This window comes from Chitinophaga skermanii, from assembly GCF_003259335.1.
In the GTDB taxonomy this organism is placed as follows: Bacteria; Bacteroidota; Bacteroidia; order Chitinophagales; family Chitinophagaceae; genus Chitinophaga; species Chitinophaga skermanii.
This window is the reverse complement of sequence record NZ_QLLL01000002.1, coordinates 542,736-555,753: the sequence shown is the minus strand read 5'-3', so window position 1 is coordinate 555,753 and position 13,018 is coordinate 542,736. Positions and strand designations below refer to the sequence as shown.

The 13,018-nt window shown below is 40.0% G+C and carries 14 protein-coding genes; 8 read left to right on the top strand and 6 right to left on the bottom strand.

Annotated features, from left to right (window positions below):
• Positions 1 to 172: 172 nt before the first annotated feature.
• The gene (locus tag LX64_RS06400; protein ID WP_111596780.1) at positions 173 to 886 is read right to left on the bottom strand and encodes a DUF3667 domain-containing protein; all 714 of its coding nucleotides are present in this window, start codon (positions 884 to 886) and stop codon (positions 173 to 175) included.
• A gap of 110 nt (positions 887 to 996) precedes the next feature.
• Between LX64_RS06400 and LX64_RS06395 the strand changes: the two genes are divergently transcribed.
• The 5 genes from LX64_RS06395 to LX64_RS06375 all read left to right on the top strand — a co-directional run bounded on the left by LX64_RS06395 (position 997) and on the right by LX64_RS06375 (position 4,986).
• Positions 997 to 1,761: a response regulator transcription factor gene (locus LX64_RS06395; protein WP_111596779.1), complete on the top strand. Its 765-nt coding sequence runs from the start codon at positions 997 to 999 to the stop codon at positions 1,759 to 1,761.
• A 266-nt stretch (positions 1,762 to 2,027) separates the two neighbouring features.
• Entirely contained in the window at positions 2,028 to 2,459 is a 432-nt protein-coding gene (locus LX64_RS06390; RefSeq protein ID WP_111596778.1) for a rhodanese-like domain-containing protein, read from the top strand.
• A gap of 3 nt (positions 2,460 to 2,462) precedes the next feature.
• Positions 2,463 to 2,957, top strand: a complete 495-nt coding sequence (locus LX64_RS06385) for a TlpA family protein disulfide reductase (protein WP_111596777.1) — start codon at positions 2,463 to 2,465, stop codon at positions 2,955 to 2,957.
• Positions 2,958 to 2,973: 16 nt separating this feature from the next.
• Positions 2,974 to 3,645: an ArsR/SmtB family transcription factor gene (locus LX64_RS06380; RefSeq protein ID WP_111596776.1), complete on the top strand. Its 672-nt coding sequence runs from the start codon at positions 2,974 to 2,976 to the stop codon at positions 3,643 to 3,645.
• A gap of 96 nt (positions 3,646 to 3,741) precedes the next feature.
• Positions 3,742 to 4,986 carry an MFS transporter gene (locus LX64_RS06375; protein ID WP_245952567.1) on the top strand — a complete coding sequence of 415 codons (1,245 nt, stop codon included), beginning with the start codon at positions 3,742 to 3,744 and terminating at the stop codon, positions 4,984 to 4,986.
• A 106-nt stretch (positions 4,987 to 5,092) separates the two neighbouring features.
• Here LX64_RS06375 and LX64_RS06370 read toward each other — a convergent pair whose 3' ends face one another.
• Complete coding sequence (locus LX64_RS06370; RefSeq protein WP_111596774.1) at positions 5,093 to 5,443, bottom strand: response regulator transcription factor; 351 nt, start codon at positions 5,441 to 5,443, stop codon at positions 5,093 to 5,095.
• Positions 5,444 to 5,674: 231 nt separating this feature from the next.
• Positions 5,675 to 6,349 carry an Imm19 family immunity protein gene (locus LX64_RS06365; protein ID WP_111596773.1) on the bottom strand — a complete coding sequence of 225 codons (675 nt, stop codon included), beginning with the start codon at positions 6,347 to 6,349 and terminating at the stop codon, positions 5,675 to 5,677.
• A gap of 83 nt (positions 6,350 to 6,432) precedes the next feature.
• On the opposite strand from LX64_RS06365, the gene LX64_RS06360 reads away from it, so the two are divergent.
• Positions 6,433 to 7,050 carry a hypothetical protein gene (locus LX64_RS06360; protein ID WP_148707213.1) on the top strand — a complete coding sequence of 206 codons (618 nt, stop codon included), beginning with the start codon at positions 6,433 to 6,435 and terminating at the stop codon, positions 7,048 to 7,050.
• 136 nt (positions 7,051 to 7,186) lie between these two features.
• On the opposite strand, the gene LX64_RS06355 is transcribed toward LX64_RS06360, so the two are convergent.
• On the bottom strand, positions 7,187 to 8,065 hold the full coding sequence (locus LX64_RS06355; RefSeq protein WP_111596771.1) for a pentapeptide repeat-containing protein: 879 nt from the start codon (positions 8,063 to 8,065) through the stop codon (positions 7,187 to 7,189).
• Between the two features lie 267 nt (positions 8,066 to 8,332).
• On the opposite strand from LX64_RS06355, the gene LX64_RS06350 reads away from it, so the two are divergent.
• Positions 8,333 to 9,838 (top strand): serine hydrolase domain-containing protein, encoded by a 1,506-nt coding sequence (locus tag LX64_RS06350; RefSeq protein WP_111596770.1) that lies wholly within the window; start codon positions 8,333 to 8,335, stop codon positions 9,836 to 9,838.
• Positions 9,839 to 9,986: 148 nt separating this feature from the next.
• Entirely contained in the window at positions 9,987 to 10,397 is a 411-nt protein-coding gene (locus LX64_RS06345; RefSeq protein ID WP_111596769.1) for a hypothetical protein, read from the top strand.
• A gap of 49 nt (positions 10,398 to 10,446) precedes the next feature.
• Here the strand turns inward: LX64_RS06345 and LX64_RS06340 are convergent, their stop codons facing one another.
• A complete protein-coding gene (locus LX64_RS06340; protein WP_111596768.1) occupies positions 10,447 to 11,946 on the bottom strand; it encodes an FAD-dependent monooxygenase in 1,500 nt (499 codons plus the stop codon).
• A 104-nt stretch (positions 11,947 to 12,050) separates the two neighbouring features.
• Entirely contained in the window at positions 12,051 to 12,830 is a 780-nt protein-coding gene (locus LX64_RS06335) for an AraC family transcriptional regulator (protein ID WP_111596767.1), read from the bottom strand.
• Positions 12,831 to 13,018: the final 188 nt, after the last annotated feature.

The following is a 13,018-nucleotide window of genomic DNA, read 5'->3' as shown; positions in this document are numbered from 1 at the left end:
TAATGGTTCTAATGTTGCAAGGTTGCTTTGTTTTAGTTCGTCATAAGGGTCGTTGATTGTTGCAATAAATGAATAGCGGCAACTTTTGTGCCTTTTTTATGGAAGGTATAAAAAAGAACATCCCGGCAAGCAAGCTTACCGGGATGTTGCGAAGCGTAAAATGCTGCAATTACTAGTGTTTGATAAATTTATCTATGATGGCGCCAATTAACCCGGCCAAAAAATAAAATCCTTGTGACCCAATCAGATAGGCTGCCGTGGCAAGAATATATGTACTTACCTTTTTTGTGCCATAAAACTGTATAATGCCCCAAATACTGTATCCCATAGCCACAAATGCCCCTGTATGACCAGTAGGAATATGTAAGCCATTTTTTACAATAACAAATACAGTTAAAATCAACATACCCATGCCCATTAAAAAGCATAATAATATCAATATCTCGTACAAATTATATGGGTATTTAAAAAAGAACAACTTCAGTAACAAAGCAATACATAGACCCATAATAATGTTGGAATACCCATAATGAGCCTGTATCCATACTAACATCTTATTAGCAGTAGGACTTACAGTAGTCGTGCCTTGTGTTGCATTCTCTGCATGAAGAAGATGCTCGAAAATGGTATAAATAAGGGAGGTGATAATGATCCAAATAATAGGTTTCACCAGGCGGCTACGATCGTGCGTAAAGAACTCTTTTACACAATAACCAGGACGTAATAATAATTCCTTCATTGTGTAGAAGATACCTTTCTCAAGATGAAGAACATGGGTAATTTCATGCACCACGTAATGACTATCAACACGCTTGATTACTAGCGGTTGACCACAATGGCTACAGTATTTATCATTCACCGGGTGGTTACATAGCCTACAGTTCATAACAGTACGGAGATTTTGGATTTGCTTGTTGATGTAATATGTACAAAAGTCAAAACAAAAATATTTCCGGGGACTACACTTTAGTGTAAATTTGCTGTTATTTGATTGTAATGAAGCCAAGTAACCACCCTTCAAGTTTATTGACAAAGAACAACTTAGCGAATATTTCGCCTGAAAACCGCTTACAAAATCAAGATTACTTGGAGGCGGTGAAGGCATTTGCTCGTTTAACGTACCAGAGTGTGTATGTAATTAATTACGAGAACATGTCGTTTGAGTATGTGTCAGATAACCCGTTGTTTTTATCGGGTTATTCGGCAGGGGAGGTGCAGGAAATGGGGTACCAATTTTACTTTAACCATGTGCCACAAAGTGATTTACAAATGTTAAGTGCCCTCAACGAGGCCGGGTTCGACTTCTATAAAAATCTTCCTTCTGAAGAAAAATCCCAATACAGCATTACTTACGATTTTCATCTTATACATAAAGACGGTCGCCAAATACTGATTAATCACAAGCTAACACCGCTTTTTCTTACAAACGATGGGAAACTCTGGAAATCGATGTGTATCGTATCTATGAGTCACCATAAGGCCGCTGGGAATATATACATTTACAAGCATGGTAGCGATGACAAATGGGAACTGGACCTAGCATCTAATACTTGGCGTAAATCGAAGAAAACGGCACTTACAAGCCGCGAAATGGAGATTTTATACCTATATGCGCAAGGGCTCACAATTATCGAAATTGCAGAACGAATTTTCGTTGCCCCTGATACGGTTAAATATTACCGCCGCCGCATCTTCGAAAAATTGGGTGTCGATAACATTGTTGAAGCACTTTCTTATGCCGTAAATAATAAAATTATATAATACTAGCGACCGGGTTTATACAATAAGAGCAATATCTACGGCTAAATGTGCTTGTGAAAGAGGAAAGATGAAGAAGATACTTGTTCAAGCAATATACTTTCATGTTCCTCCAATGTTCTCCCAATGTTCCCCTTATAGCCAGGGTATATTATCTATGTATTTAATATGGCAACCTATATTTCTAGCTATTTAACGGTAATATGCGATCGTAATCTATTCAATGAGTTTATTGAATAGTTTTAGTTATCTTTGAAAAAATAACCGTTATGAAGCACCTCTTTTTATGGATGTGTTTGTTGCTTGTAGTGCAGCAAACAGTATTTAGCCAAGCAAAGGAACCATGGACCAACAGCCAATTAATGGCCACCAAAACATTGGCAGATAAGATTACATCGAACCAAACAAAGGATTTACTCGTATTGAACGTTGGACCAGATGCGTTAATTAAAGGTTCAATCGACATAGGTGCGGCACATGATGCCGGCAGCTTGCAAAAGCTAAAAGATTATTTAAAAAATGTAAAAAAGGACAAAGCAATTGTTATCTATTGTGGCTGTTGCCCATTTGATCGTTGCCCTAATGTACGTCCTGCCTTCCAAACATTAATGGATATGGGCTTCAAGAATGCCAAATTGCTAGACGTGCCGAAGAATTTAAAAGTAGATTGGATTGATAAGCAATACCCAACCGTGCAATAAATTATGAAACAATTATTACTCTTCGTGCTGTTGGTAACCGCTTTACACAGCAACGCGCAAAATAAAACATTAGCAGTTGGTGATCAAGCGCCAGCTATTAGCCTGCTACAACCCAGTGGAAAAACACTACAGCTAAGCGATCTACATGGTAAAATTGTGCTCATCGATTTTTGGGCAAGCTGGTGTTTACCTTGTGTGAAAGAACAGCCTTTACTAAAAGCTATTTATAAGAAACATGCAAACAGTGGTCGCTTCGAAATATTAGGTGTATCACTGGATAGTAAAAAAGAGAACTGGGAAAAAAGTATCCAGCGCTTAGGTATTACATGGCCGCAAGTAAGCGATTTAAAATTCTGGAACAGCGTTCCTGCGCGTGATTACGGTGTGGAAGAATTGCCGTTCAACGTAGTGGTGAATGAAGAAGGAAAGATCATCGCTATCAATTTACATGATAAAGCATTAGAACAATTCTTGGATCAGCAATTGACAAACAAGTAGCCCCCATTATAGCAATATGAATAAAAGAGCCTTCAAAGATTCCGTGTATGGCGAGTTGGCAAAAGTAACGAAAGCCATGAGCAATCCTCACCGCTTGGAGATTATTGATCTTCTTGCACAAGGCCCTTTTTCTGTTGAGGATATTGCTAATAATACAGGTATGCCGATTGCCAATGCCTCGCAACATTTACAGCATTTGAAAGCTGCTAAGCTGGTGCGAATTACACGGAATGGGAATTTTATGCTGTATAGTTTAGCCGGTGAAAATGTATACCAAGCGTGGGCAAGTTTACGCGAATTAGGGATGGTGTATAATAACGCTGTAGAAAAAGTAGTCACCGATTTTCGGAAAGGTTATGGCGAAATGGAAACGGTCGATATAGACACCCTTGCAAAGTTGATCGAACAAAACGAAGTGATCTTATTGGATGTTCGCCCGCAAGAAGAATACAATCGTGGTCATATTCACCATGCCATGTCTATACCAATTGCTACACTAGAACAACAGTTGAAGCAATTACCGAAAAACAAAACCTTCATAGCGTATTGCCGTGGCCCATTTTGTGTATATGCCGATGAAGCTGTAGCCTTGCTACATCGCGAAGGCTTCCAAGCAAAACGAATGGATGGCGGTTTTCCCGATTGGATGTTAAAAGGCCTGCCAATAACGCGGGTCGATAAAATATAAATATAGAAAGCAGGTGTACGTAAGTACACCTTTTTTAGCTATTGATTTCTATTCAATTAATTTGTTGAATAGTGGACTTTATCAAATCATATTATTGTGAATGTTCAGTTAGGGTTGAAGGAAAATTGGCCACAATTCGTATTACTAGTTATAGTGAATATGCTAGTAGGAGGAATGGTAGGGCTAGAGCGCACCGTTGTTCCGCTAGTGGGTACAGCGGAGTTTCATATTGATAGTGGGATTATAATTTTTTCATTCATCATAGCATTTGGTGTTGTAAAAGCATGTACAAACCTGGTGTCGGGCGTATTGGCCGACCGGTATACACGGAAGAAAGTGTTGATATTAGGTTGGATCATTGGTTTACCTGTTCCATTTATTTTGGCATATGGGCCTTCTTGGAATTGGATCATTGCTGCTAATATTTTACTTGGCATAAGCCAAGGATTCACTTGGTCGATGACGGTAAACATGAAGATTGATCTTGTGGGACCTAAAAAACGCGGTTTTGCGATGGGCTTAAATGAAGCTGCTGGATATGGTGCCGTTGGCTTAACGGCTTTACTTACCGGGTATTTAGCAGCTCATTATGGTTTGCGCCCCGCCCCTTTTTACATCGGTATTTTTTATACCATAGCAGGGTTCATGTTATCGATTTGGGTGGTTAAAGATACGCGTGCTTTTGCCCAATTGGAATCTACGCAAGTTAGTAAAGCAAGTGAAGCTACGCCCACACCCAATTTATGGTGGACTTTCAAAGAAGCTTCTTTTAAGAATAAGAATCTTCGCGCAGTTGCACAAGCCGGGTTAATCAACAATTTAAATGATGGCATGTCGTGGGGCGTTTTCCCTTTGTTGTTTATTACCATGAGTGTAGGTGTAGAAGGGGTGGGGTGGATTAAGGCTGTATACCCAGTAGTGTGGGGAGTAGGACAAATTATTACAGGTCCTTTAGCAGATAAAATTGGCCGTAAACCTTTAATTGTAGCAGGTATGTTTGTGCAAGTATTAGGACATATCGTAATTGGAATGAAGATATTCCCACCATTACAAGCAGGCTTGGTTGGCTCGGTATTCTTAGGCGTTGGTACAGCTATGGTGTATCCTGCGTTATTAGCTGCAGTAAGTGATGCTGCACATCCCAATTGGCGTGCTAGTGCTTTGGGAGTATACCGTTTTTGGAGAGATATGGGTTATGCCATAGGTGCCCTCATGGCTGGTATTGTGGCACATTTTTTTGGCTTAATGATGGCGGTACATATTGCCGGGGCACTTACATTTTTGAGTGGTGTGGTAGTATGGGGAAGTCTGAAGGAGGATTGGACGAAACAAAAGCATTGAAAAAACGAAAACTTATTTCATCCACGCTTAAAAAATTTAAGAAGATTTTTTAGACTTCACTGTATGTGCGTTGATGATGTACACTAAGTAGCATTTTGATTCATTGTTATAAATATTTATGAATCATTTCTCGTAAAGCATGTAAAGAAAACGGTTTCTTTAATACATCATTCGCCCCAGCTTCGGCAGCGGAGATATGTACATCAGGGTAGGCCGACATAATTAATACCGGTACATGCCCGTATTTATCATCACCTTTAATAAACTTACACAGTTCAATACCATTTTGCCCCGAAATATTTCGATCAAGTATGAATAAATCCGGTGCTTCTAAGTCTTTAGTTAAAATATCGTTACCCGATTCGAAGAAATTAACTTCAAAGGGTGAATTGCGTAACCCAAGATAGAGGGCTTCACGGATATCTTCATCATCGTCTACAAGTATTACCTTTTTCATTGGTGCCTATTTAACTGGTATATAAGAGCTGGTCGCTCATGAAAATCCTCACAAGAAATATGCCTTTATAATAAATTTAATTGATGTATTGTAGGAAAACGTTTTCTGTAGCGGTTATTCATATTATTTTAGTAGATGCTCACTCTTTTAAAGTTATTGAATTTTGTAGAATGTGTAGACAGAATTGCCCGTTTCCCAATAAGTTTAGCAGCAAAGCAACCACTTGGCAAACTACATCCCGCTCAGTTTTAATGCTTGTGTGATAACTTTGTTAACTGCTGTAATCTCTACCGGGTTGTTCGACAAACTTCTCTCTGAATGGTTCCTATTCGTAACGAAGCCTATATTCTCTTGGTACTGAAGTGTATTCATGTCTTCCTCTTCAAATATAAGATGACGAACAATAAACTGCGTAAACAGTTCTACGTTAACTTCGTCTAGCTCGAGCGCTGTTGCTTTTAGTAACCTTCGCACATTTGCTTCGATGGCAGTACGTTCTTGGGAACGCCCGATGGTTAGCGGTAAAAGGAGTAATAAAAGAAGTAAATAGTCGTTGTGTTGGTGTTGAAGAATAGCCTGTAATTCATCCCAACTTAAGAGCGATAACCGGTAATTACCTCCCGTATTGCCTAAATAGGTATCGTTAAAAAAATAAATGGTTTCCTGTGGGTGAAACTCTACAAATAATGTTACCTCGTCGTTTATACGGTGAACAAAGGTATAACCGTTCCAATTATCTGTTTCTTCTTCGGTACCCGTTAAGCCCTCTATCCATTCATGGGTAGGGAAGTCGAAATTTTCAACGAGGTAATCCGTTAACATAGTTTCCAATTCATCATTCGAGGCAAAAGGAAATTGTGCTAAAAGGAACAGTACAAGGTTTTTATTGTTAAGATCGAATTCCATGGTTTCCAAGTGTGTATGTAAATATAAGTATCATCCCGCTTCGGTACAAAACTTGTGGTTCCTTATTCAATACCATATCTATCATGATGAAAACAACTACCCACATCAGTTTTTGTTTACTGGTCTTGTTAATAGCCTGTAACAACAATTCTAGCCGCCAAGAAAAACTACCAGCTCCCAGCTCAACATTGCCGGAATATACCGATACCTTAACCCGGGCTGCCGATACAACCGGTACGAGCGATGAACAAAACTTTCTAACCACCTTCACGGCATTCCAAGCTGCCGTAAAAACAAATAGTGTACATGACATTACATCGTTCATACACTTTCCTATTCAAACCGGCATGCAATGGACAAATGCAGATGTACAAGCCGGTAAAGTTAATAAGCTAGCTACCGCTGTTAGTAGCGAAGCGTTTACCAAGTACTATCATGATATTTTTCATGACGCCGTACGCCGCATTATCCCCCAAGCAACAAGCGACGAGTTGCACGAGATTGACAAAAATATAAACGAAGATTACTATATCAGCTTACGCCAAGCTGTCGATAAAAATTCGCGCATGTATGAAGTATATGAACAATATCCCGAACCAAATGGCACTGCCGATAGCTTCTTTGGTTTTATATTTGGGCGGGTGCAAGGGAAATATAAAGTACTAGCCTATTATGGTAAATGGCCGGTGAAAACACAATAACGCTTACCTGTTAGATAAAAAGGAATTAAAGGCAGCGCTGGATGCTCATCATGATGCCAATCAACAATATCTTTCTTTTCAACAATGGTGGAAAGATGAACAGCCGCCTCTACACAGTTGAGACGGCTGCCTGTAATTATGCCGGTAATAATGTGAGCCCACTTACATTGGCTTTCCCATTTTTCAAGAATTCATAGGTCATACGATCAGCTTGGCTATCTATAAATTGAATGTTTTTCAGTGATTTACATTTAAAGAAGGTATTGCGTAAGGTGGCTTGTTGAAAAATTACTTTAGAGAAGCCGCAATTTTCAAAATAACAATCCTCTATCAAACCATAGAAAATGATGCCGCTGAAATGGGTATCATGAAAAGAAGTATTGGTAAGAATGGCGTGGTTGATGATATTTTTTGAAAATGAACAAGATGTAAATTTCGCCCCTGTAAAGTCAGCACCGGAGAAGTCGCAGTTTTTTATATGACTATCCGTGAACTGGGATGCTTGCAAGGTACATTCATTAAACTTGGTGTCTACCAGGTGTGATTGTTGAAATTGACTATTATTGATGTTCGAGGCCGAGAAGTCACATTGCGAAATGTAGTTGTTCCGTAATAGCAAGCCGGGTAAATCCGACCCAATGAACTTGGATTTTTGCATATTGGAAGAACTAAATTGTTCATGCAGGTTTTTCAGGCCCGAGAAGTCAGCATTAACCCAATTACCTTTCGACATATCCCAAGCTTGTTGACCAGGGCGATTGGATACCGCGCTTGATGGCATCATCACAACCTCTTCACTACGTACTGTAGCAAAGCTGCCGGAGAAATAATTTAAGTCTACCCGCAAAATCTCCGCTAGGCGGTTCATTGTTATAATATCTGGTACAGATTCACCACGTTCCCATTTACCCACTGCTTGGGGACTAATAAATAATTGTTGTGCAAGTTGTGCTTGCGACATATTTACCTGTTTGCGTGCTTTCGCGATTTTATTACCAATATTTATAGCTTCCATAATTGTGTGCTTTTTTGAAATTGAAAATGTGGTCGTCGACGATGCAGCAAAGGTATTTCGCTTCCCTTCATACAGCACCATAAAAGTAACACCTATTAGTTGCGTAGTCGCTACTTTGGGTTGTATATCGACAACTAAAGGTTGTTTTTATTGATTATCAATAAAAAACGACTTGTGAAATTCTCAAGCGTAAGATAAAATTATGATCTACGAATAACTTCGTATATTGGGATAGTCATTCTAATTAAACTTAAAAAAGTTAGTTCCATGAAACAATTATTTACGCTTTCGTTGGTCTTCTTATTGGCAACGGAAGCACGGTTATCGGCTCAATCCAACATACAAACGGTGGATAGTTTATTTAAAGCATTGTACAACAATTACGAAGTAGCGGGTAACTTATTGGTAGCTGAAAAAGGTCGTGTTATATTGAAAGATTATGGAGGATCGGCAGATGTGCAACAAAAGAAGCCATTAACGGATCAAACCACTTTTCAACTGGCCTCTTTATCAAAAACTTTCACCGCGATTGCTATTCTTCAATTAAAGGAAAAGGGCAAATTACGACTAGAGGACCCGGTTCAAAAATATCTTCCAACCTTCAAATATCCCAATATCTCCCTTCGCCATTTATTAAACCATACATCCGGTTTAGTTGATTTCCAAATGTTTGAAGCTGCGTATGAGGCTGATACAACAAGGGTATTCAAGAATGAGGATATATTAACGGTTATTAACCAAGGACAAGGTGAATTGAGATTTCAACCCGGCGAAAAATGGAGCTATTCAAACCCTGGCTATTGTTTACTAGCTTTGGTGGTAGAGAAGATGAGTGGGCTTACTTTCCAGGAATATTTGCGTAAAAATATATTCCAGCCGGCCGGTATGACGCATACCTATATCGCCATTGGATCGAAAAGTGATAATGATACTAACCGCGCCATAGGATACGACTTCCCAGCCTATGCACCTTGGATTAAGCAACGCAATGATTTATTACAACAAAATCGTATTGAGTTACATAACTTGGGCGATTTTGTGGGGCATAGTAACATTATAAGTACAACCGGCGATTTATTATTGTACGACAGGGCTTTGTACAATAATAAGTTATTGAAAGCGGCTACTTTGGAAGAAGCTCTTACGCCGGCAAAACTAAATAATGGTGAGCTAGCCGCTACAGGATGGGATAATGCCGTTTGCTATTATGGTTTAGGATGGATGATTTTAAAAGATACCACGTATGGTAAAGTTGTTTTTCACCCTGGCGGAATGACTGGGGCTGTAACCATTCTCTTACGTAATGTAACGAAGGATCAAACGTTGATCTTACTAAATAATGAAACACATAGGGAAAATGCTTCAAATGCCGTTAGCCTATTAAGAGCATTGAATGGGCTTACCCCCCGGCTAAACAAAAAATCGCTGGCGAAATTGTACGTTCGTACTTTAATTCTTTCCAACCCCGATTCGGCCTTAGTTGCATTCAATTCAAAGAAATCAGATACTGCTTCGTATTATTTAGATGAGCGCGAAATGAATGTAATGGGTTTACAAATGTTCTACAATGAATTTCAACAGCAAGGCTTAAAGGTATTGGCATTGAATACCATCCTTTTCCCCAATAGTGCAAATGTGTACGATAGTTATGCCGGGGCTTTAAAGCATTTGGGAAAGCGGCAAGAAGCGATGGCTATGTTTGGGAAATCATTAACGTTAAACCCAAAGAATACTAATGCGCAAAAACAGCTATCGGAGTTAGGTGGGAAGTAGCGATGTGCCTTGTAATGCCAAAGCAGGTAAGAGTATGAACTTTGTTACATAAATAGGTTTCGACTGAAGATGAGCTTCTTATAAATGAACTCGGCTATCGCTATTATTTGTAATTCAAATCACACTCCACATTAACTTACCCCTTATTATGAAAAATGTATTTTTTTCATTAGCAACTATAGTAGTTGCTATTAGTTGCGCATGTATTGTAAACGCTCGCAGTTTAAGTAAAGCCCCTACCTGTAACGGAACTTGGTTTATTTATAATGGACCACAGTTAGCTAATCCATACACTGTTTCGCAAATGAACTTGTACCGAGCCTCTCTAAAAGTGGCTGCAAATTACTCGATCTCTTCCCAAGCAGAAGTGGACGAACTTTGTCAAGATGTTGCCAGGGTTTGTGCCGTTTGCGCAACAGGGGATCCGAACAATCCTGGCTTGCCATTAATAACTACTGCCTTTGCGATTGATGTGAATATGTACTTGGCGAATTTCAATCAAACAAGTACATCCGATCAAGCAGTAGTTGGATATAGAATTATCGAAAAACCTTTGTAATCGTAAACTGTAAAAAGGCTTGTAGTAAACTTGCTGCAAGCCTTTTTATTTATGCCGTAAACCATTGTAAGGTTGCTTGTTCTAAGGCTTCGATGATGGGCATCTCATCACAAGCAAAGGCAACAATACCATCGGGTCGAATTAATAATGTATGTAAGCCTAATTGATCATTAGCCGGTATGGTTAAGTATTTAACTTGGTGTTCAAATTGTTGGGCGAACTTTTGTAAAGAAGTATTGGCCGCAAAGTTGAGCAATATGCCTTTGCCAGCTTCCATATGTGCCGACATCAATGTTCCATCTTCAAAATTAAAATTAGGAACGCTATACCCTGTTAATGGGTGATCGCCATTGAGCTGATAATGTGTTTGAAGTCCCCAAATTCTCCCAGCAAAATAAGTAGCTCCATCCCGGGTGTTCATAATATCACGTAGTATGGCATTTAATGCATGCGCAGCCGCTGTAGGACGCATTATAGAAACCTGTGCCCGCGACCAATCAAGAATTTGTTGCCCGGTAGGATGTCGTTCCAATTCGTAGGTATCTAGTAAGCCAGCTGGCGCTGTACCGTGAATAGTAGCGGCTAACTTCCAACCTACATTCATGGCATCACCTAAGCCCAGGTTCAAACCTTGGCCACCTAGTGGCGAATGAATATGCGCGGCATCACCGGCTAATAATACACGGCCTTTTCGGTATTGGGTAGCTTGGCGGGCCCTGTCGGTCCATGTAGTAGCAACTTCTACATTTGTTATCGTAACGTTGGTGTTTGAAATGCGGCGAAGTACGGCTTGAATATGTTCCCGCGTAATAGGCGTGCCTGCGTTATGAAAGGCGCCACCATCATAGTCCTGGATACCTAGGTAGCCCGGTTGGTGTTGGAAGTACATGCCTGTTGGGGTAAGCACTCTTCCCATTTTCAAAATACTAGGATCTTCAAATGCTACCTTTACAGTATAACCGGTAAATTCAGGTTCTGTACCGGCAAATTCAAAGCCTCCTATTTTTCGAACAACACTTCGACTACCATCGCAACCAACAAGCCATTTAGCTGTAAATGTTTCGTTGTTGGCTAGTATTATCACTTCATCGGTTGTTTGTTCAAAACTTGTAATAGGCGTGCCGCGTAAAATGGTTACACCTAATGATAGGGCCTTGCGGGTGAAGGTGGATTCTAATTCTTCCATTTCCGACATAAGATTGAAATCTGTTGTGATGGGAAGGCGATATTTCCATTGGCTAGTATCTACTTGGTTAAGATGAAACTGGATGCCGGCAAAATGCCCACCAGGGCGTTGTTGTATAGGAGTGTTACCGGCGAAAGGGTTTTTTACTTGAAGGGGGATTTTCATTTCTTGCAATAACCCACGGTAATTAAGTGCTTCAATGGAAGGCGCAGTTAAACCACGCATCCCAAATGGCAACTTCTTTAAAATAGAGCCAGGGCGATCCGCTTTTTCAAGGATCAATACTTTACAGTTGGCGAGGGCTAACTCGCAGCCGAGGAACAAACCCACTGGGCCTGCACCGGCAATAATTACATCGTACATAACATGATTTTGCTCACGTAGAGCATAATGACTAGGAATAATTTGTGACACAAAATTCCGAAAGCCAATTATTCTAGGCTTGTATAAACACGACAATTGTTGGCTTACAACATTTTCTTCGCATGGCGAGCGAAAGCAGCAGGCGTAGTGCCACTATAGCGTTTGAATTCGCGGCTGAGGTGAGCTTGGTCGGTATATCCCATTTCTTCTGCTAACCCGGCTAGGTTTGCATCGGGATGTTTCCAGAGGTGATTTCTAACCTGTTCAAATCGAATAAGCCCGGTTACGTCTTTTACCGTGAAGCCGGCCGATTGTTTGAATTTCCTTTCTAATGTGCGTATGCTAGCATGCGCGGCGGCGGCCACTTGGCTTACCGGTATAGCACCATTACTTTCCCGCATAGCAATACCGGCTTTAAAAATGGTATCGTCGATAGCAACATGGGGTGTAGCTTGTAAGCAATAATCTTTCACTGTAGTTAAGGCGGCTAGGGGATTGCCGTCTTGTAATAATTGCGCTAATGTAGATTGTAGTTGTGAAATAGGGTGATGGAAGAAATGAACCTCTTCCTTCCCTGGGGGCAACCCTAATAAATCGAATACAGTCCATGGGTAACACCTAATCCCAATTACTTCAAATACATCTTTCGTATGAAGAACAACCGGTTGGTTCAGCATACCCATAATAAAAGGCGAGGGTAGGGGTATAAGCTTTCCACCCGACACCAAACTACAAGGCTGCCCAAAACAGAATGATATTTCAGCATAGCCATCGGGCATAATTTCAAAATTGGATTCAATAGAACCAAAATCTCTTTTGAAATACCAAAAGCATTTAATAATACCACGAAGTTCGCCGGGTGCTTCGATTTCTTGGTGTTCCATACTACATATTGCTAAACAAAGTAAAGCATTTTGGGGGACTAATGATGCCAGCAGTTGTCTATCAAATTAGTCACATCCCCACCTAATTTAGGGGAGCTGTAATTGTAGTGAATATTAAACACAGTGTAATAATATTTTTTAATGACGTTATAATGTGTTGATGTATAAATGATTAGCATATCATGTAT